This window comes from Acidocella aminolytica 101 = DSM 11237, from assembly GCF_900129125.1.
Taxonomy (GTDB): Bacteria; Pseudomonadota; Alphaproteobacteria; order Acetobacterales; family Acetobacteraceae; genus Acidocella; species Acidocella aminolytica.
The window spans coordinates 1-20,753 of record NZ_FQVJ01000051.1 but is presented as its reverse complement, the minus strand read 5'-3'; the positions used below and the strand labels follow the sequence as shown (position 1 = coordinate 20,753).

Genomic DNA, 20,753 nt, shown 5'->3' with positions numbered 1-20,753 from the left:
CAGAGGGCTCTTGCCCGCATGAATACTCACAACCGCGCCATACATCACGTACGTGGCAGAATCGAAAAAATCTTCGGCACTTGGAAACGAAGCTACGGATTACGACGAATGCGATGGTGTGGTCTTGCTAAAGCCGCTGTTCAGGTCCGTCTCACCGCCATCGCTTATAACCTCAAACGAACACTGAACCTCTTCACTCAACCGGCCTGATACCCATCGAGGGTAGCCTCACGCTCTTCTACAAAAAACAAAGAAAATTCCAGATCTTATCCCTTAAAATCAGATCAAAACCCTACCCGCGCACAGGTCTCATTACACCTGGGATGCGTTCTCCCTAATACGTGTCGTCAAGCAAGCGTTACACATGGCGTGCATGCCGTTCCAGCGATCATGGATTAAGTGATGGTAAGGTCTGCGCCTTTGTCGCAAGGTGCCGCAAAGCTTCCCGTAACAAAATTTATATACACCCTTATCTTCTTTGTCGCAGCACAAGTGCGCGCAAATAGTCGGCGCGGCGGAGGAAAACGACGTCCGTCGGGGCAAGCTTAAGTGCCTTATCTACCGAAGCTGCCGCCTGCTCGTAATCTCCAACCGCCAGAAGTACACTCGCTTCTTGATTGTGGCTATGAGGATCACCCAGATTGGCGGACGCCGCTTGGCGAGCAAGAGAAAGCGCAATATCTGCCTTGCCTTGGCGAAGCATGATATCGCTTAAGAGCCGTAAGGCACCCACGTGAGTTGGTGAAAGCTCCACGGCTTTCGTAGCAACACTAGCGGCCGCAGTTAGGTTGCCGTAGCTAAGATGTAGGCGAGCCAAGAAATTATATGAGTTGGCGTCACGGGGGGCGGCTTCGATGGCTTTCTCAGCCGAAGTCAGCGCAGCCTCAAGGTTGCCTTTTCGCTGCTCCATCTCAGCAAGGCGTCGTAGTACCGGCGCGTTCGTGGGTTCAATCTCAGCCGCCCGTCGCAGAACAGCTTCGGCGGCATCGATATTGCCCTGGCGTATATGGAGCGTTGCGAGGTGGTTGTAGCCCACCAAATTGTACGGCTGAGCGCTGATGGCGCGTTCAGCAAAAGCGAATGCTTCCTCCTGCTTGTCGAGACGCATCTTCAGATCGCTGGCGCGGGTCAACAGGTGAGCGTTAAGAGGAGCGAGCTCCACAGCACGGACGAGAGGTGGTTCCGCTGCCTCATTCTGCCCTTGCTGCATCAACAAGCTTGCCTGATATGCATGGTTCTGGGCGTCAGCTGGATGTGCCGCAACTGCTCGTTCCGCCCATTCCAAGGCAGTCTCGACCTCGCCCTGCTTCCAGGCGATCTCGCTGATGCAGCGGCTGTAGGCAGCTTGGCCAGGAGCAAGATCCAGCGCAAGCCTAGCGGCTTCCTGGGCCGCCGCGAGATCGCCCTGGTGGAGATAATGAGAGGCTAGATGTGCGTGATTCTCTGCGTCAAATGGATCGGCTTCAACGGCGCACCTCGCCCAGTCGATCGCCTGAGCGTACCACCCCTTCTGCTGCGCGATGCTGCTCAGTCGCCGCATCATCATGGTTGCAGCGTTGGGTTTTGCTGCTTGGCCAACCGCAGCTTCCAGCACTGCGTAGGCTGCATCGTGCTGGCCCTGTGCCATATGCAGGTTAGCAATATGGATGTAGCCGGACTGATCCTGTGGATAGTCAGAAATCGCCTTCTTAGCCCAGGCCAGCGCACCATCTAGGTCGCTACGGCGCATAAGTACATCGCTCAGACGCCGCATGTGATGAGCGCTTGCGTTGTTGAGGCTGGCGGCGGTACGAAGCGCGTGCTCGGCCGCCGTAAGATCGCCGCTCTCCAGCGCTAGGTTGGCTTCGAGGTCGTAATTGGCCAGATCGTTGGGGGCGGCTTCGCGGGCCCGCTCGGCCCACCTCATTGCGCCATAGATATCACCGCGGGCTAGTCTAAATTCCGCCATGCGGCGCAGTAGGGCAGCACTCTCGAGCACCTGCTTGATGCCCGCTTGGAGCGTCGCTTCGGCAGCATCGAAATCGCCGTAGCGTCGCTGAAGTGAGGCGAGGAAAAGATAGTTGTGAACATTCTTTGGTTGTAGGCTGGTCGCCTGCAGAGCAAAAGCCTTGGCGTCCTCGCTGCGGCCAAGATGCACCATGATGTCGGCTAGCCGACACAAATAATGCGGATTATCCGGCTTGATTTCAACTGCGTGGCCCAAGAGCTCAGCGGCGTCCGTGTAGCGCCCCTGCCGCGCGCGGAGAAGACCGAGATACGCGTAGTTTTCAGCATCGCCGCGATCGGCCGCTAGCGCCTGCTCTGCCCAATCCAGGGCTTCGTCTGCTTTGCTCTGCTCCCAGCGCAGTTCGCTCATGCGACGTTGAAGCGCGGCATGATCCGGGTTGAAGTCGAGCGCCCAGCCGAGCAGACGCTCTGCGGTGGAAAAATCGCCGCTCTGCATCAGCTCTGTTGCAGCCCGCACCGTCGCTTGCGGGTTGGTGGGATCAACGCTAGGGCCGGTATAATCGTTCATCGCTCTGTTAATTCCGTCATCAGAATTATTAAAGGGCTTAGCTCGGGTAGTTACCTGCAACCTGAGGGAAGGCCATAGGGCTGCTCGTTTTCGTGAGGTTCATATGATCACGGGCTACGGCGCTACTAGGGCCGGGACGGCGGCAGGCAGCTGATGATTATAACGGGCGCGGGCCATATCCATTGCGCTGGCCCAGTCATCGGCAACCAGACTTAAGCTCTCGGTGGACTGGCTACGCGAGATCTCATCCGGCCGCCAGCCAAGCGCCTTCTTCGACAAGCTGTAAACGATGGCGCGGGAGATGCGCCTAGTCAGCGCCCATTCGGCGGTTTCCGTTGCGATGCGGCGCGCTTCCTCTTCATGGGGCCCAAGCTGCACCTCGGTCTCGACCAAGAGAGCGGAGGCCATCTCCTGTACGGCGGGATAGGCAAGGTTAATGAAGATCTGGTGCGACTGCGGATAGAATTTGGCAGCGCGGCCTTCAAGTGTGCGCTCTTTGATCTGTTCTGGGGTACGCAGCCCGATGATTTCTGGCGGCCGCTCGAACACTGGAGGCTTCGGCTTGGGCGGCAGAGACGATGCCTGCGCATTCTTAGCCTTTTCCGTCAGCGTCTCAGCAGCTTTCAGCTGCGCCTCGACGGGCGAAGAGATCGGTCGCTCGGGCGCCCCGGGAGCCGGAGCTTGAAACGTGGGCAACACGCCAAGGGAGGTAAGCAGCTCCTTCAGTTCGTCGCTAATGTCATCGAGAAAATTGGCTTGGCCGGGGCCGAAGCTGCTGATGATCTCGGCAAGCCAGACTGGCATGTAGCTGCGCACAAGCGCGCTGAAATCGATCATATGCACTTGCCGCTGGTCATTGCCGCGGAACCGCAGGAACTGACGATAGGCTTCCGGCCAGACGAGATAGTCATGTGGTAGTTCGACAAAGATGGAGATGTATTTGGCGCCGAAGGGCACGCCGTAATTAGGCGCATCCTGCAGCCACGCCTCGCCCGACCGCACATCATACATTTCGTCACGGAAGACGACCGCCCCGCGGGAGATACTAGTTGTAATGGCGCTCCTTGCAGATCGAGTGCTTTCGCCTTCGGGCGGGTCGTAATAGTAATGGATTTTCACGCCACTCGGCGTAACGCGGGTTTCGGTGCGGCCGAATTCGCTCTTCCGGTCATCGAGCCCAACCATGGCGCGCGGCGCCCCTCCGCCCCAGACCGCCGGCATGAGCATGAGTGTCACATCATGAGGCAGGCGAAAAAAGCGGTTTTCCAGATAGGCGCCCATCCAATCCGGAGTGACCTTGAGTGTGGTCCCGTAGGGTGCTGTGACCGTATCCTGATCCGCTGCATTGCCGCCGAGCAACACTTCGGTCCAATCGAAGGAGAGGTCGTAATCCCCCTCGGCGATGCAGGTTTCGGTTGCGTCGATCACTTCCAAGCGCTCTAGGCCGATGCGTAGCCGCCCATAGGTGCCATCGCGATAGCCCATGACAACTTCGCTGACCCGTCCGCCCGCGCAGGAGCGGTAGCGTAATCCTTGACGGTTGGAGGGAAGGGAGGCGACCTTGGCGCCCATGCCGAAATTCTGGTCCAGGCTATTCTGCTTTCGTAGCGATGAAGCGAGGTCGGTAATCTGCAGCAGTTCGGCTGCGTTAAGGCCGGGGCCTGTATTCCAGATCCGGAGCTTGCGCACGCCTTCGTGCATACGCGCTCCGATGATAACTTCCCGCTTGCCTGGAGCCCCCTGGGCCGCGGCTTCCAGCCCGTTTACCACCAGTTCCCTGATCATCATGGTCTTGGGGCAGCGTTCGATCATACTGGAAACAAGGAATGCCTCATTGGCCACCTTGAGGGGCGCGATCATGGAACTGTCTGACATTCTGGCTCCGTATTCTCCGAAGAATGGGACAAGGCTGAACTATATCAGGAGGCTGTATGGTGTAATTGATTGACGCGGGCAAGGATCAAGTAGCCATCAGCTACGCCCTCAAACATAAAGGTGGAATCCTAACCAATAGTCAGATTTATGCATCAAAGCCACTTCTCAGTGGAAACAATGCGGCCGTCAACCGGCGATCAGCGGCAGACCACGCAAAACGCTACAAGGTGGCCCTCATATGTCGGCTACGGATCATCTAACTTTTGAAATCGGCTCCTGGCTATGCGGCGCTTCGGAACGGGATGGGAATATGCCCTCGGAGGTTGTACCTGAGCTTCCTAGACTAGGGAAGCAGCCACCTGTCGTTGTTTTGCCCGCTCCTACCGGAGCGTGCAATGGACAATGAATCGAGCCTCGGTTGGCTATGCCCCTCGAAAGGCGTCGGCGACGGTCGAACAGACGGGCGCAAGCCCGGCTCAGGAATTAGTCGGGGCTAAAGCGCCACCTGTTGGTGGATCCTCGCCAGAAGGGTATGTTGATTTTTACGGCTATCATGTTCTAGCGGAAGGAGGGTACTTGGCAGGCTAGGTTTCTCTGCCTGACGGTGTCGCTGATGGACCCGTGCCATGCAACATTACCCTTTGTCGAGGAGGCGCTTGATGGAGAGCGTGCTATCTCCCCGCTTTCAGCGCCAAGATATTCTTGACCGCAACACGCTTGGTTTGCTCATTTTTTGTCTGCTCCGCATGCCGTAGGAGGGGAACTGTTGGAGGTGAAACCAGAGATCACGACGTGAGCTATAGACTTAAGGAATCTTATGTGGACGGCCTCGGCGTGACAAGTATTTTTGGCTTTCTAAAGCCTGTTCTATATGGTTGCACTTCTTAATGAAGTATGGGCGTTACGGTCAGCATCACAATCATGATGCAGGCGGTGTCGGACCAAGATTTTCCTGCGGTCTGGGCCGCGGTCAAATTGGATTTTGTGGCAGCCTCTTGGATATCATTTTAGGAAGTTTCATTTCCATTAGAACCGACAATTGACGTTGGCGAACGAACCGGTCAGTTGCGCCCTTATGTCCGGCCTCTGTAACGCGGCACGTGCCGCTGGCCATCATGGGTGTGCGCTTGCGTGTCAGGCACCAATCTCTGTCCGCGTGCTCAAGGCACAAGGTTCCTTCCGGATCAGTTGGGCATACGCCCGCTGTCTACCATTTTGCGCAGGAACAACATCACGTCACAACTTTCGCGACTGTCAACATGCGTCCCTTTGCGTAATAGACCTCATTACGCGTCATCAATGCCCATGCGATGCGCGTCATCTTATTCGCCAACGCCATGGTCACCAGCCTAACAGGCCGGCGTTGAAGAACCCCTCTGACCCAAACTCCAGCGGCACTATTCCATTGTGGAGCCCGACGAACCATGGATGTGGCTCCTATAACCAGCAGCCTGCGTATCTCCCGATTGCCGGTTTTGGTGATCCTGCCAAGGCGGGTTTTCCCGCCGGTGGAATGCTGTCGCGGCACCAAACCAAGCCAGGCGGCGAAATGTCGTGCACTCTTGAAGACACTAATGTCGGCGACGGCCGCCGCAATCAGGGATGCGGTGATCGGCCCAATGCCGGAAATCAGCCAAGCGAAACTGCCAAAAACCAGCGACACACCCTAATCAGACAAGGAGTCATTGAACCGACAGCTTGTTCAGAGGCTCCCTAAATTCATGACATACTCCACTTTTTGCCAAACAAAATTGAATGACAATCCAGTTAAACTGTCTTGGATGAACTCCGCCACTCCAAGCAAAAAATCTAGCCAACATGAGGTTTAGCCAAGACAAACGTACCTTTTTCCGGCGTCTCAAGGGCAACGGCTACCCCGCCGCATCATCCCGGAAAGCACGCGGCGAACGCCCCTCATACCGGGTAAAGAAGCGCGAGAAATGCGCCGGGTCCGCAAAGCCCAGCGAATAGCCGATCTCCGAGACTGTCAGGTTGGAGTAGAGCAGAGCTCGCCGGGCTTCGAGCATCGCCCGCTCGTCCAGTAAGACAGAAGGCGGCGCCCCGGCAATGCGCGCGCTGGCATTGCGCAACGCCGTGAGTGACACCCCCAACGCCTCGGCATAGGCTGGAATCGGCTCGCGCAGCCGAAAGCGGGCCTCAATCCGCGCGCGCAACTTTGCAACGAGTGCCGCCGCCGGGCCTGCCACGGGGATATTTGTCTCGGCTTTCAAGGCCCGGGCGCGGATACCGGTGAGCAGAACAGCCAACAGCGCCGCATCAACCGCCGTACGATAGCCAGCCCGTGCCCAGCCCAGTTCGCGCATCATCTCAGCGCCGCTAGCTTCCACCTTCTCTGCCTCAGTCGCCTCCAACGGTAGCGACGCGGCCTCGCCAAACAAGGCGGCTATATCCGGGTCACGCGCCGCAAGACCGGCCAGATAAGCGCTGGCCATGGTCATCACCACGCCGCGGGATTCCGCAAACCACTGAAAGCCATGAACAATGCCGGAAGGAACAACCAATAGGCAGGGGGCGGTGAAGCGAAAGTTGCGGGCCTCTGCCCTCATCTCGCCACCGCCTTGGGCAATCAGGATAAGCTGGGCCAGCTCCCGGTGAGCATGAGGGCGAATGGTCCATTCCGAGGGGCGAGAACGATCATCCAGCCACTCCACATGCACGAACCCCGGGGCCGCCGCGCGGTGCGGTTCACCATAAAGATAGAAACTCGGAACTGGATTGTTCTGCCGCATGGGCCGATATTGGCCCGGAGATGCGGCTGCTTCAAATGCCGGAGGGCGATCATTTCAGGCTTGACCGCGCTGCACGCCGGGCCGGATAGGTCGATTATGAACATCCCGCAACGCGTCATCCGCCAACGGCGCCAATATAACCAATGGGTCGGCAACCAGACGCTGGAGGATTTTGCGTTGCGCTTTACCGGCGCAAAGGCCCGGCGTGGCGCATTTCTTGTGGGGAATACTGCACTGGGAGCGGTCTCGTTTCTCGCCTGCGAGGCGATTGGCGGCGCCATCACCCTGACCTTTGGGTTCACCAACGCCATGGCGGCCATTCTGGCGGCGGGGGTGATCATGTTTATGGTCGGATTGCCGATTTGCGCGGCAGCAACGCGCTATGGGGTGGATGTGGATCTGCTCACGCGCGGGGCCGGGTTCGGCTATATTGGCTCCACCATCACCTCGCTAATCTACGCCACCTTTACCTTTATTCTATTCGCCATCGAGGCCAGCATCATGTCGGCGGCGATTGTAATGGTACTGCATCTGCCGCTGTGGCTGGCCAACTGCATTAGCGCGCTGGCGGTTGTGCCGATTGCCGCGCTGGGCATCAAGGCCATCAGCCGCATGCAGCTCTTCACTCAGCCGATCTGGCTGCTTTTGCAGTTTGGCCCGCTGATCTATCTCGCCGCTGAGGGGCTGCCCGATATCGCGGCCTGGACGCAGTTTCCAGGCAGTCTGGGGTTTAACAGCCTCGCTTTACTGCCCTTTGGTATGGCCACATCCATCCTGCTCTCACTATTGCCGCAGATTGGCGAACAGGTGGATTATCTACGCTTTCTGCCTGCCAAACGCGGGAAGCGGCGCGGGGCGGCAATGATGCTTGCGGGTCCCGGCTGGGTGCTGACCGGCTGCGCGAAGCTCGCGGCGGGATCATTTCTGGCTTATCTTGCCATAGAGCGCGGGGTGGATTGGGAGCATGCGGCACAACCCGCCACGATGTTCCATATCGCGTTTCTGGAAGTGTTCCGAAACCCCGTTTTGGCCTCGGCCCTAACACTCATCTTTGTGGTCACCTGCCAAATCAAGATTAACAGTACCAATGCTTATGCCGGGTCTATCGCCTGGTCGAATTTCTTTTCCCGCCTGACGCATAGCCACCCTGGCCGGGTTGTGTGGGTGGTGTTCAATGTCGGGCTGGCCCTTCTGCTAATGCAGCTTGGCATCTACCGGGTGATTCAGAATATTCTCGGGCTCTATGCGAATTTCGCCGTGGGGTGGATGGGCGCACTCGCAGCAGACCTCGTAATCAATAAGCGCCTCGGCCTCTCCCCGCCAGGAATCGAGTTCAAGCGGGCTTATCTTTATGATGTAAACCCCGTCGGGATTGGCGCCATGGGGCTGTCCGTTCTGGTCTCCACCTCCATGAGCTTTGGCGTGTTCCAGGATACCGCCCGCGCCCTGGCTCCCTTCGCGGGGTTAGCGGTTGCCTTTATCGCCGCCCCGTTAATCGCCTGGGCCACCAAGGGACGGTTTTACCTGGCACGCCCAGTGGCAGCTGCCACAACACGGCAATGTATCGTCTGTGAAGGCGAGTTCGACATGCCGGACATGGCCCCCTGCCCCGCTTACGGCGGAGATATCTGCTCACTATGTTGCACGCTGGAAGCGCGCTGTCGGGATTTGTGTAAGCCCGAGCCGCATTTTGCCGCCGTACTTGGCCGTTCGCTGCCCGCTCGACTGCGTAACTGGGCCCAGACGAAGCTGGATGAACGGGTCCTGCCGTTTCTCGGGCTGTTACTTCTGTTTTCATCCATTATCGCTGCGTTGTTCGGCCTGATCGATTATGAATTTGGCTTGCTAGCGCCGGGGATCCGCATGGCGGAGCGGCAGACGCTGCGGGTGGTATTCTTTGCCCTGTTCATTCTCGCGGCGCTGGCGGCCTGGCTGCTGGTTTTGGCACGCGCCAGCCAGCGGGCCGCGGAGGCCGAAACCAACGTTCAGACCACCACACTGCTCGATGAGATCGAAGCCCATAAACGCACGGACGCCGCCTTACAGAAGGCCAAAGCCGCGGCGGAATCCGCCAACACCGCCAAAAGCCGCTATATCGTCGGGGTGATCCACGAGATCCGGGCCCCATTGAACGCGATTTTCGGCTATGCGCAGCTTTTGGAAACAGGCGGCACCCCGCGTCCGGACGAGGCGATCCGTACCATCCGCCATTCGGCGGCGCATCTCTCCAACCTTGTTGATGGATTGCTGGATATTTCGCAGATCGAGACCGGCGCCCTGCATTTGCACCGCGATCTAGTGGATTTCAGCGAGTTTCTGGATCAACTCGTCGATATGTTCCGCCTCCAAGCGAAGGCCAAAGGGATCAGGTTTCGTGATGAGCGCGCCCGGCTGCTGCCGCGCTTCATCCACACCGATGAAAAGAGGCTGCGGCAGATTCTCATCAACCTGCTCTCCAACGCCATCAAATATACCGCTTCGGGTGAGGTGCGGCTCTCTATAGAGCGGCGCGGGCAGGTCACGGAATTCAGCATCACCGATACCGGCCATGGTATTCGGCCTGAAGATCTGACGAAGATTTTTGAACCATTTGAACGCGGCCATCTGCCTGCTGCCAATGCCGTGCCTGGCACCGGGCTGGGACTGACCATCACCAAGCTTCTGACTGAAATTTTAGGAGGTGAAATTACGGTCGAAAGCACGCCCGGACAGGGTAGCATATTCAAGGTACGACTGCTGCTCTCTGAGGCGCAGGGCGCACAGGCCAGCGCGCCGCCCCGGCGCATCACGGCCTATGGCGGGGATAGGCGCAAAATTCTAATCGCCGATGACGACCCGGACCATATTCGGCTGGTTAGTGAGGTCCTGCTGCCATTAGGGTTCGTGGTGTTATCCGCTCCGGAGGGGCAATCCTGTTTGGCGCTCTGCGAGGACGCTGCGCCGGATTTGATCATTCTGGATATCAGTATGCCTGGCATGTCCGGCCTCGAGGTCGCCGCGCAACTGCGTGAGCGGGGGGAGCGAGCAAAAATCCTCATGGTCTCGGGCAATCTGCACGACGCCACACGCTCGGGCGGGGCGGATTATGACGGCTTTCTGCCCAAGCCCATCGATATCCGGGCCTTGCTTGAAAAGATTGGCGCCTTGCTGGGACTGGACTGGGTGTATGAAGCCCCCGCCGCGCCCGTCCCCACTCAGACCATGACCGTGCCGGACGCGGCGGTGATTGAGGAACTGCGCCAGCTTGCGCGGATTGGCTATGTGCGCGGGCTGGAGGCTCGGTTGAAGGCACTGGAAGCCGAAGATGCAACATTGGCGCCGTTCTGCACCTTGCTCGCGGGCTGGCTACGCGGGTTTGAACTAAAACGCCTACTCGCATGGCTGGACGAACTGCCGGAGACTGCACCATGACAACGCGCCGCGATCTGGTTCTGGTTATTGATGATACACCCGAAACGCTGGGCATGCTGACCGATGCGCTGGAGACGGCCGGGCTGACCGCTTTGGTAGCCTCTAGTGGACAGGCGGCTTTGGAGACATTGCGTCATGTCACACCGGACCTGATTTTGCTCGACGCGATGATGCCAGGGCTGGACGGGTTTGAAACCTGCCGAGCGCTGAAAGCTCTGCCAGCCCTTAGCCCGATTCCAGTGATCTTCATGACCGGCCTGTCCGACACCGCCCATGTCGTGCGCGGGCTGGAAGCCGGCGGGGTTGATTATGTCACCAAACCGATCGTCATTGATGAGCTTCTGGCGCGAATCCGCGTGCATCTGGGCAATGCCCGCGAAGCCCTGCGGACGCGGGCCGCACTGGATGCGGCAGGCGGGTTTCTGCTGGCGGCCGATGAAGCCGGCGGGCTACTCTGGTGCACACCGCAGGCGGAGCAACGCTTGGCTGACGCGCTGCCGGGCTTTGCCATCACCAGCTTCCGCCTGCCAGCAGGGCTGGAGATGCAGGCTGGGGAGCGTACGCTAAATTTCAGTCTGGTGGGACGGGTGGGGCCCGGGGAACGGCTTTATCGCCTCACGGAAACCGGCGGCGGACAGGAGGAGGCGTTTCTGCAAACACGCTTTGCTTTGAGCGCCCGCGAGGCGGAGGTGCTGCTCTGGGTCGCGCGCGGGAAACCGAACAAAGATATTTCGGACATTCTCGGCATCTCACCGCGCACTGTGAACAAGCATCTGGAGCAGGTTTTTATCAAGCTTGGGGTGGAAAATCGCGCCTCGGCGGCGGCACTGACAGTGGGCGAACTGGCGCGGCGGGGTTGATCCATGCCCGTTTGACGCCCGGCCGCTACGTCAAACACCCCATGGTGCAGCGCCGCAAGCCATTCCCATAGTGACCCATCTTGAACGCGGGCACTCCGCCAAATGATGGGAGACTTCCTGTATGACGATGCGAAAACTGGGTCTGGCCGCGGCACTTCTGGCCAGCACGGCGCTGGGCCTTGCCGCCCCGGCCCATGCCGAGGGCACGGTAAAGGTTGGGGTTCTGCAATCACTCTCCGGCACCATGGCGATCTCGGAAGTACCGCTTGAGGATGCCGAACTGCTGGCTATCGACCAGCTGAACGCCAAGGGCGGCGTGTTGGGCAAGAAGATTGTGCCGGTGGTGGAAGACGGCGCCTCCGACCCGGCGATTTTCGCCCAGAAAGCCACCAAGCTGTTGCAACAGGATAAGGTGGTGACCGTGTTCGGCGGCTGGACCTCGGCCTCCCGTAAGGCGATGCTGCCGGTGTTCCAGCGCCTCCACGGCCTGCTTTGGTATCCGGTGCAGTTCGAGGGCAACGAATGCTCCCCCAACATCATGTATTCCGGCGCGCAGCCCAACCAGCAGGCGCTTCCGGCTCTCGAATGGGCTGAGAAGCAAGGCTATAAGAAGATCTTTCTGGTCGGGTCAGACTATGTGTATCCGCGTACTGCCAACCTGATCCTGAAAAAGCACATCAAGCATGACGGGCTGACCCTGTCCGGCGAGGAATATGTGCCGCTCGGCGGGACCGATTTTTCCTCCATCATCGCGGAAATCCAGCGGACGAAGCCGGACATCATTATAAACACGCTGAATGGTGACTCAAACGTCTCCTTCTTCAAGCAAATGGCCGCAGCAGGCATGACGCCTGACAAGATGCCCGTGATGAGCTTCTCCATTGCCGAACCGGAAGCCAAAGCCATGGGCCCCAGCCTGCTCGCAGGATCCTATACGAGCTGGAATTACTTCCAGAGCCTGCCCGGCAAGATGAATGCTGACTTTGTGGCGGCTTATAAGGCCAAATACGGCAAGGACTCCGTGGTCGATGACCCAATGGTGCACGGCTATGAAGATGTGATGATCTGGGCGAAGGCGGCTGAGAAAGCAGGCAGCTTCGATCCCAAGAAAGTCCGTAACGCGGCCATTGCTCTTGGTTTCGTGGACAGCCCGCTGGGCGAGGTGAAGTTCGATCCTAACCAGTCAATGGTGCAAAAGGCTTATATCGGCGAGCTGCAGCCGGACGGGCAGTTCAAGATCATCTGGTCCTCCCCGAAACCGATCAAGCCGCAGCCTTATGATCCGCTGACTTTCCCCGGCAAGACCTGCGGGGCTCACAGCAACTTCTAACCTTCTCAGACCGGCGCGGCCTGCAACAAAACAGGCCGCGCCCCTGTTCCGCAGCAGGAGGCCCCATGCACGAAACTGCTTTTCTGATTGGCCAGATCTTCAACGGCTTCTCCGTCGCCTCTCTTTTCATTATGGCGGCGCTGGGGCTGGCACTATCTTTTGGGCTGATGCGCGTCATCAATATGGCGCACGGCGAAATGCTGATGCTGGGCGGGTATCTGGCCTATTTGACACTGCTTGTCGTGCCTGGGCCGCTGGGCATTCTGGTCGCCATGCCGGTGGCGTTCATCGGGGCAGCGTTGCTTGGGGCGGTGCTGGAACTCACGGTCATCCACCGGCTCTCCGCCCGTCCTCTGGACACGCTGCTGGCGACCTGGGGCGTTTCTCTGATCCTGCAGCAAGCGGCGCGAAATTTGTTTGGCGCGATTGGCGTGCAGGTGGTGGCGCCAAGTTGGCTTAACCACACCATTTCCTTCTCAACGGGCATTCTGTCCGGACTGACGCTGCCGGACACGCGACTGTTCATTCTCGCTGTCGCTGCCTTGATCCTGGGTGGGGTTGCGCTGCTCATCAATAAGACGCGGCTGGGTCTTTATGTACGCGCCGTGAATCAGGACCGGCCAATTGCCGCCGCCCTGGGGGTGAACGCACGTCTGATCGATCTTTGTGTGTTCGCGTTGGGCACAGGCGTGGCCGGATTGGCCGGAGTGATTCTCGCTCTGCTGGGACCGGTTACCCCCACTGTGGGGCAAAGCTATATCGTGCCGGCATTCCTGGTTGTGATTTTGGGCGGTCTTGGCTCGCTGGTGGGCACCACCATCGCTTCCATCATGGTCGGACTGTTTACCGCCCTTATTGAAATTTACGTCGATGTCAGCGTCGCCCAAGTGCTGTTGCTGGCCTTCGTGATCCTGTTCATCCAGATCCGCCCTCAGGGTGTGATTGCCGTGCGCTCCCGCGCGTTGGAAGGCTGACATGAAACCCGCCTCTCTCATCACTATTCTGACGCTAGCCCTGGGAGCGGCTGCGCCATGGCTGATTTCTTCTTATGAACTCTCGCTGCTAGGCCGATTTCTGGCTTTCTCCCTGGTGGCACTGGGTATCATGCTCACCTGGGGCGAAGGCGGAATTCTCTCACTAGGCCAGGGCGTATTTTTCGGACTGGGCGGCTATGCGCTCGCTATGAATCTGAAATTAGCGGGCTTGAATCTTGCTAATGGCGACATGCCGGACTTCATGCAGTGGAGCGGCGTCTCCGCCCTGCCCGGCTTCTGGTATCCGTTCGCCAATCCCTGGTTCTCTCTGGTCTGCGTGGTGCTGGTGCCGGGCATTTTCGCCGCCGCATTCTCCTGGTTGGTGTTCCGCCGGCGGATTGGCGGGGTATATTTCGCGCTCATCACCCAGGCACTGGCGCTGGCCTTTGCCACACTGCTTGTGAGCGAACAGGCTTTCACCGGCGGCTTCAACGGCCTGACCGATTTCTCCACCTTCGCGGGGCATGACATTACTAGCCAGGGCGCCGCGCGGGTAATTTATCTCATCACGTTCCTGCTGGTTGTGGCCTCTTACTTCTTTCTGCGGTGGCTGCTTGGCACGCGCTTTGGCACTATGCTGCGCGCCACCCGTGATGGTGAGAACCGCGTGCGCTTTCTCGGCCATAATCCGCTGCCTTACAAAGTGGTGGCCTTCACGCTGGCAGGTATGCTCTCAGGTATGGGCGGCGCGTTGTTCACCTTGCATGCTGGGGTGATCTCTCCGGCCTTGGTTGGTGTCGTGCCGTCTATCGAGATGGTGGTGTGGGTCGCAGTGGGGGGACGCAACGTGCTCTGGGGCGCGATTGCGGGGACGCTGCTGGTGAATTTCGCCAAGGACGAGATCAGTTCCGCCCTGCCCTCGCTCTGGCTGTATGCGCTGGGTGGACTGTTCATCCTTGCTGTCAGCTTTCTGCCGGGCGGTATCGCCGGGCTATTCACCACGCCCCGTATGCCCCGTTTTTTTCAACGCCGCCGTCAGGAGGCCGCCGAATGAATACCGCCCCGCTTTTGACACTTGAAAATGTCACGGTTGATTTTGATGGCTTCAAGGCGCTGACAGATGTGTCTTTATCTCTGGCCCCCCAGGATCTGCGGGTTCTGATCGGCCCCAACGGGGCCGGAAAATCCACACTATGCGATACGATCATTGGCCGGGTCCGGCCAACCTCCGGGCGCATTCTGTTCAAAAACCAACCGATTACTGCTTTGCCAGAGCAGGATATTGTCCGCCGTGGTATCTGCCGCAAATTCCAGACACCTGGCGTATTGCCCAGCCTCTCGGTGATGGAAAACCTGCTGGTGAGTGCGCGCAAGAACCGCGCCTGGTGGCTAGCTTTCAGCAGCAGCCCTCCCGCCGCTGAGCAAGAGCGCGCGGAGGAGATTCTGGAAACAATAGGTCTGACAGACCGGCGCGAGACGCTGGCGGGCAGCCTCGCCCATGGCGAAAAGCAATGGCTCGAGATTGGCATGGTGGTGGCCACCGACGCTGAATTGCTGCTGCTGGATGAGCCCACCGCGGGCATGGGCCCACAGGACACGCAACGCACGGCGGATCTCATTCTATCGCTGGTGGGACGGCATGCGGTGCTGGTGATCGACCATGACATGAGCTTTGTGGAGGCGCTGAACGGCTACACGACCGTGCTGCATCAAGGGCAGATCCTGCGGGAAGGCACCGTGTCCGAGATTCGCGCCGATGCGGCGGTGGAAGCTGTTTATCTGGGGAGGGCCAAGGAAGATGTTGCTTGAACTTGAATCTGCTTGCGCCGCCTATGGCCAGAGCCAAGTATTGTGGAACGTCGATATGGGGGTGACCCAAGGCGACGCCGTAGCGCTGATCGGCCGTAATGGCGTGGGCAAGACCACATTGCTCAACACCATCGCGGGCGTACAAAAACTTACTGGCGGGCGGCTGCGTTTTGGTGGTGATGACCTGACATCAACCCCCGCCCATGGGCGCGCACGCGCGGGGATTGGCTTTGTACCTCAAGGGCGGCACGTGTTTCCGCATCTAAGCGTGATGGAAAATTTGACTGTCGGGCTCGCGGCCCTGGCCGGGCGCAAGGCAGTGAAGGAATCAGGCATCGCAAGCCATATTTTCGACCTGTTCCCAAAGCTCACGCAGATCCGTAACCGCAAGGCGGGCTTGCTATCAGGTGGGGAGCAACAGCAGCTTGCCATAGGCCGCGCCCTCGCCGGACAGCCACGTCTCTTGTTGCTGGACGAACCGACGGAAGGCATCCAACCAAATGTGGTCCAGCAAATTGAGGCGGCGCTGCGGCGCATTCGCACAGAACTTGGCATGACCATCCTCATTGTTGAGCAATATCTGGATTTTGCGTGGTCCTTTGCCGAATCCTACCACGTGATGCAGCGCGGGCAGATTATCCGCTCCGGCAGCACGCAAACCGAAAGCGCGGATGAAATTTCGCACCTTGTGAATATCTGAGCCGTCGAAAAACAAACCCTGGGGGCCGGGCTGCACGGCCTGCGCCCCACGCTGGAAACCTCATCTAAACAATCGATCTTTTCGATTAAAAATTCTCATAATAATCGATCAAATCTTCCCTTCTAAAATGCCGCCACCCTTTGTTATGGTCGAGCATCCAGGTTTTCCCATGGCTCAGGGCGGCTTGGCATCAGGAAGGAGACCAGCAATGAACGACATCTCACCGACACCGGGCAAATGCCCTGTGATGCATGGCGGGGTTACGTCAGTAGATAGCTCTAAAATGGATTGGTGGCCGAAAGCCCTCAATCTGGACATACTCCACCAGCACGATACCAAGACAAACCCATTCGGGCCGGGCTTTAAGTATCGCGAAGCGCTGAAGGCGCTGGATATGAACGCCCTTAAAAACGATATGAAAGCCTTGCTGAATGACAGCCAGGATTGGTGGCCGGCGGATTGGGGCCATTATGGCGGCTTGATGATCCGCATGGCATGGCACTCGGCAGGTACATACCGCATTGCCGATGGGCGTGGCGGCGGCGGGCGCGGCAACCAGCGTTTCGCGCCGATCAATTCCTGGCCGGATAATGTCAGCCTGGACAAGGCACGCCGGTTGCTATGGCCCCTCAAGAAGAAATACGGCAACAAGATCAGCTGGGCTGATCTAATCATCCTTGCCGGGACCATGGCTTATGAATCGATGGGGCTGAAGACCTTCGGGTTCGGCTATGGCCGCGAGGATATCTGGCATCCTGAAAAGGACGTTTACTGGGGCTCGGAAAAAGAGTGGCTGGCCCCCACCGGCAGCGAAGGCAGCCGCTATTCCGGTGAGCGCGATTTGGAAAATCCGCTCGCCGCGACAATGATGGGGCTGATTTATGTGAATCCCGAGGGCGTCGACGGCAAACCCGACCCGCTCAAGACCGCCCATGATGTCCGTATCACCTTCGCCCGCATGGCGATGAATGATGAAGAAACCGTGGCCCTGACTGCTGGTGGCCACACAGTTGGTAAATGCCACGGCAATGGCGATGCCTCCAAACTTGGCCCGGCCCCAGAGGGGGCGGATGTTGACGAGCAAGGGCTTGGATGGGCCAATCACAGCGACCGCGGCATTGGCCGCAACACGGTCTCCAGCGGTCTGGAAGGCGCCTGGACCAGCAACCCGACTAAATGGGACAATGGCTACTTCGAAATGCTGTTGAACCATGAATGGGAGCTGAAAAAGAGCCCGGCCGGAGCATGGCAATGGGAACCGGTAGACATCAAAGAGGACGATAAGCCTGTTGATGTCGAGGATCCCTCGATCCGGCACAATCCGATCATGACCGACGCGGATATGGCCATGAAAATGGACCCGGAATACCGCAAAATTTCCGAGCGCTTCTATAAGGATCCCGCCTATTTCTCGGAAGTTTTTGCCCGCGCTTGGTTCAAGCTCACCCATCGCGACATGGGGCCGAAAGCCCGTTACATCGGCCCGGACGTTCCCGCGGAGGATTTGATCTGGCAGGATCCTGTGCCAGCCGGTCACACCAATTACGATATTGGTGGCGTGAAGACAAAGATTGCCGCCAGCGGACTGAGCGTCAGCGATCTGGTGACCACCGCCTGGGATAGTGCGCGCACATTCCGTGGGTCCGACAAGCGCGGCGGCGCTAATGGCGCACGTATCCGCCTGGCACCGCAGAAAGACTGGGAGGGCAACGAACCGCAACGCTTGGCACGTGTCTTGTCGGTTTTGGAGCCGATTGCGGCAGCAAGCGGCGCCAGCCTGGCCGATGTGATTGTGCTGGCGGGTAATGTCGGCATCGAAAAAGCCGCCAAAGCTGCTGGTTTCGATGTTACAGTGCCCTTTGCCCCGGGCCGTGGCGACGCGACGGCGGCCATGACAGACGCCGAGTCCTTTGAAGTCTTGGAGCCATTACATGATGGCTACCGGAATTGGCTGAAGAAAGACTACGCCGTGCGCCCCGAGGAACTGATGCTCGACCGCACCCAGCTCATGGGATTGACCGCCTGCGAGATGACGACACTGGTTGGCGGCATGCGCGTCATGGGCACCAATCATGGCGGCGCCAAGCACGGTGTGTTCACAGACCGCGAGGGCGCGCTCACCACAGACTTCTTCGTGAACCTCACGGATATGGGGTACAAGTGGAAGCCCACCGACCAGGGCCTGTACGAGATCCAGGACCGCAAAACCGGCCAAACCAAGTGGACAGCGACGCGGGTGGATCTGGTCTTCGGCTCCAACTCGGTGCTGCGCGCCTACGCCGAAATCTATGCACAGGACGATAATAAAGAGAAGTTCGTCCATGATTTCATCGCGGCATGGACGAAGGTAATGAACGCCGACCGGTTCGACCTGCTCTAATTGAAAAGCCCCGCTTCCAGGAACGCTGGAAGCGGGGCGCTCAAGCGGGAAATCACGTGCTTTCCCCCTCCCCCTGCGCGCGGGATATAAGTGCAGCACAATCAACATTTTCTGGTAACGTACCGAACGCAATGCCACCGCGGCGCTCTAACCGTGTAGCGCAATAAGCTGAAGACGTTGCAGACGGGGCATGGCGCAGCAACAGGCTGGCGGTGAGCCCCAAAGCAAGGTGTTCGGTGAGGCGGCGGGCGTTATGTTCCTTAATCTCTGGCCAAGGCGTGTTAAGCCATTGATCCAGCTCCGGATGCGCGCCGCGCGCACGGGATATTTCATGACGCAGCAAATCAGCACTTTCCGGCACACGGGCCAAAGCGCGCATTACATCCAGACAGATGACATTGCCTGACCCTTCCCACAACCCATTCAGCGGTGCGTCGCGGTAGAGGCGGGCAATTTCATATTCTTCAATAAAACCGTTCCCCCCATGACATTCCAAGGCTTCTGCGATGAAGACAGGGGCCCGCTTGCATATCCAGTATTTTGCAATGGGGGCAAGAAGTCGGCTCAGAATGCGTTCGCCTTCATCATGAGGTGCTTTATCCAGTGCAAGCGCGGCGCGCATGGCGAGCCAGGTTGCGGCTTCACTTTCTAGCGCAAGATCAGCCAGCACATTCGCCATGCTGGGCTGCCCTTGTAAGATGTTTCCAAAAGCTGAGCGGTGGCTGGCATGATGTAGAGCGAGACGCAAAGCCTGACGAATCTGCCCAGCGCTACCCAACGCGCATTCCAGACGGGTCAGATGCGCCATCTCCAGAATGGTCGCGATTCCGCGCCCCTCCTCGCCAACGATCCTGGCTTCAAGCCCTCGAAATTCAACCTCGGACGAGGCGTTCGACCGGTTACCGCATTTTTCTTTAAGGCGTTGAAGAAGCAGGAAATTACGGCTGCCATCATCCCGCCAACCCTGGGCTAAAAAGCAGGTCGGTCCTGCAGGCGTACGCGCCAGGGTTAAAAACAAATCCGCAACTGGCACGGAAAAAAACCATTTATGGCCAGTCAACGCATACCATCCGCCGCCTAGCGGCTCAGCTTGCGTTTGAATTTGCCGGAGATCGGAGCCACCCTGCTTCTCCGTCATAGCCATGGCAACAGTGAGAGCCGGCTTCTGGGAAGGTGGCAAAGGGCGCGGATCGTAAAGCGGGGAAAGAATTTTTGCCTGAAACGCCGCCTGCATCTCGGGGGCATGGCGCAATGCCCCAAGAGAGGCAAAGGTCATGGCTGATGGGCAGCCGACACCTGCCTCCCCTTGCGCCCACAAATAAGACAACGCCGCACGCGCCACATGCGCGCCGGGAGTGGACTGGCTCCAACCGAATGAATGCGCCTCATCCGCCCGAATCATGCACATAAGCTCATGCCAGGCGGGATGGAAGGCAACCTCGTCGATCCGGTGCCCGTAGCGGTCGTGCGTACGTAGCTCCGGTGAGAACCGATTGGCCTGTCGTGCCAGATCCAGCACGCGAGCGGAACCCACGTGCCAACCGCTGGCCGAAAGCCTTGGCTCCGCCCAGCACCCGCCATAAACCTTCACCGCTTCTCTTAGCGGCTTGTCGGTTGCCCAGGCGTTGAAATCCTCCAGAGGTGGGGGCTGGTTAAGCACCTCATGCGTTGCGTGGCGTTGCATGGTTTTCCTCCGGGTTTTGTCCTACCTTATATCCTTTCTGGGCACTATCAAGTTGACATAGCAAGCACCATATCTGGTGCTGTTGTCTGACCTGACATCCGGGCCGAGACCGGCTTTCCTCCACCGAAGTAGGGGTTGGACAATCGCGGGTCGGCGGTGGAACCCTTCCCACCGGATCGGGTGCTATGCACCCTTCGTTCACCGAGTTGGCGCACCAATTCGGTGAGGACTGACGCCTTCGACTGGAACACGGAGCCGATAGACAGCGCACGGCGCTGTCCGATGTTCCGTGCCGCATTGACATCGGCATGCAGGGTTGAGCCGCACCACAGACACCGAAAGGTGCTCTGTGAGCGGCGATTTCGTTTGTCCACGTAACCGCAGCACGAGCAGGTCTGCGACGTGTAGGCAGGATTAACTTCTTGCGAAGTGATTCCGAAGCGGTCATGGAAGTCGGCCAGTTTG

Annotated in this window: 14 protein-coding genes and 1 pseudogene; 9 read left to right on the top strand and 6 right to left on the bottom strand. The window is 58.7% G+C overall.

Features of this window, described 5'->3' with window-relative positions:
* On the top strand, window positions 1-210 hold a 210-nt coding region (locus BUB54_RS17890; RefSeq protein WP_139284978.1), incomplete at its 5' end, for a transposase.
* A 259-nt stretch (window positions 211-469) separates the two neighbouring features.
* On the opposite strand, the gene BUB54_RS17885 is transcribed toward BUB54_RS17890, so the two are convergent.
* From BUB54_RS17885 to BUB54_RS17870, 4 genes and pseudogenes are all read right to left on the bottom strand, one after another.
* Window positions 470-2,515, bottom strand: a complete 2,046-nt coding sequence (locus tag BUB54_RS17885) for a tetratricopeptide repeat protein (RefSeq protein ID WP_048880519.1) — start codon at window positions 2,513-2,515, stop codon at window positions 470-472.
* Window positions 2,516-2,629: 114 nt separating this feature from the next.
* The gene (locus BUB54_RS17880) at window positions 2,630-4,390 is read right to left on the bottom strand and encodes an ATP-binding protein (RefSeq protein WP_073211983.1); all 1,761 of its coding nucleotides are present in this window, start codon (window positions 4,388-4,390) and stop codon (window positions 2,630-2,632) included.
* Between the two features lie 1,231 nt (window positions 4,391-5,621).
* Window positions 5,622-6,020: pseudogene (locus tag BUB54_RS17875) on the bottom strand (IS110 family transposase); the annotation flags it as partial.
* A 241-nt stretch (window positions 6,021-6,261) separates the two neighbouring features.
* A complete protein-coding gene (locus BUB54_RS17870) occupies window positions 6,262-7,140 on the bottom strand; it encodes a helix-turn-helix domain-containing protein (protein WP_048879590.1) in 879 nt (292 codons plus the stop codon).
* 96 nt (window positions 7,141-7,236) lie between these two features.
* On the opposite strand from BUB54_RS17870, the gene BUB54_RS17865 reads away from it, so the two are divergent.
* The 8 genes from BUB54_RS17865 to katG all read left to right on the top strand — a co-directional run bounded on the left by BUB54_RS17865 (window position 7,237) and on the right by katG (window position 18,604).
* Window positions 7,237-10,551, top strand: coding sequence for an ATP-binding protein (locus tag BUB54_RS17865; RefSeq protein ID WP_048879591.1), 3,315 nt, complete (start codon window positions 7,237-7,239; stop codon window positions 10,549-10,551).
* On the top strand, window positions 10,548-11,411 hold the full coding sequence (locus BUB54_RS17860; RefSeq protein ID WP_048879592.1) for a response regulator transcription factor: 864 nt from the start codon (window positions 10,548-10,550) through the stop codon (window positions 11,409-11,411). Before BUB54_RS17865 ends, BUB54_RS17860 begins: the two co-directional genes overlap by 4 nt.
* A 121-nt stretch (window positions 11,412-11,532) precedes the next feature.
* Window positions 11,533-12,741 (top strand): urea ABC transporter substrate-binding protein, encoded by a 1,209-nt coding sequence (gene urtA / locus BUB54_RS17855; RefSeq protein WP_048879593.1) that lies wholly within the window; start codon window positions 11,533-11,535, stop codon window positions 12,739-12,741.
* Between the two features lie 65 nt (window positions 12,742-12,806).
* Window positions 12,807-13,715, top strand: a complete 909-nt coding sequence (gene urtB / locus BUB54_RS17850; RefSeq protein ID WP_048879594.1) for an urea ABC transporter permease subunit UrtB — start codon at window positions 12,807-12,809, stop codon at window positions 13,713-13,715.
* 1 nt (window position 13,716) lies between these two features.
* Complete coding sequence (gene urtC / locus BUB54_RS17845; protein ID WP_048879595.1) at window positions 13,717-14,769, top strand: urea ABC transporter permease subunit UrtC; 1,053 nt, start codon at window positions 13,717-13,719, stop codon at window positions 14,767-14,769.
* On the top strand, window positions 14,766-15,524 hold the full coding sequence (urtD, locus tag BUB54_RS17840; protein WP_048879596.1) for an urea ABC transporter ATP-binding protein UrtD: 759 nt from the start codon (window positions 14,766-14,768) through the stop codon (window positions 15,522-15,524). Before urtC ends, urtD begins: the two co-directional genes overlap by 4 nt.
* Window positions 15,514-16,224 (top strand): urea ABC transporter ATP-binding subunit UrtE, encoded by a 711-nt coding sequence (gene urtE, locus BUB54_RS17835; protein ID WP_048879597.1) that lies wholly within the window; start codon window positions 15,514-15,516, stop codon window positions 16,222-16,224. Before urtD ends, urtE begins: the two co-directional genes overlap by 11 nt.
* A 208-nt stretch (window positions 16,225-16,432) precedes the next feature.
* Window positions 16,433-18,604, top strand: a complete 2,172-nt coding sequence (gene katG, locus BUB54_RS17830; protein WP_048879598.1) for a catalase/peroxidase HPI — start codon at window positions 16,433-16,435, stop codon at window positions 18,602-18,604.
* 52 nt (window positions 18,605-18,656) lie between these two features.
* Here the strand turns inward: katG and BUB54_RS17825 are convergent, their stop codons facing one another.
* Complete coding sequence (locus tag BUB54_RS17825) at window positions 18,657-20,288, bottom strand: acyl-CoA dehydrogenase family protein (RefSeq protein WP_048879599.1); 1,632 nt, start codon at window positions 20,286-20,288, stop codon at window positions 18,657-18,659.
* Between the two features lie 47 nt (window positions 20,289-20,335).
* The coding region (locus BUB54_RS21290; protein WP_217652545.1) for a zinc ribbon domain-containing protein at window positions 20,336-20,753 on the bottom strand (418 nt) is incomplete at its 5' end.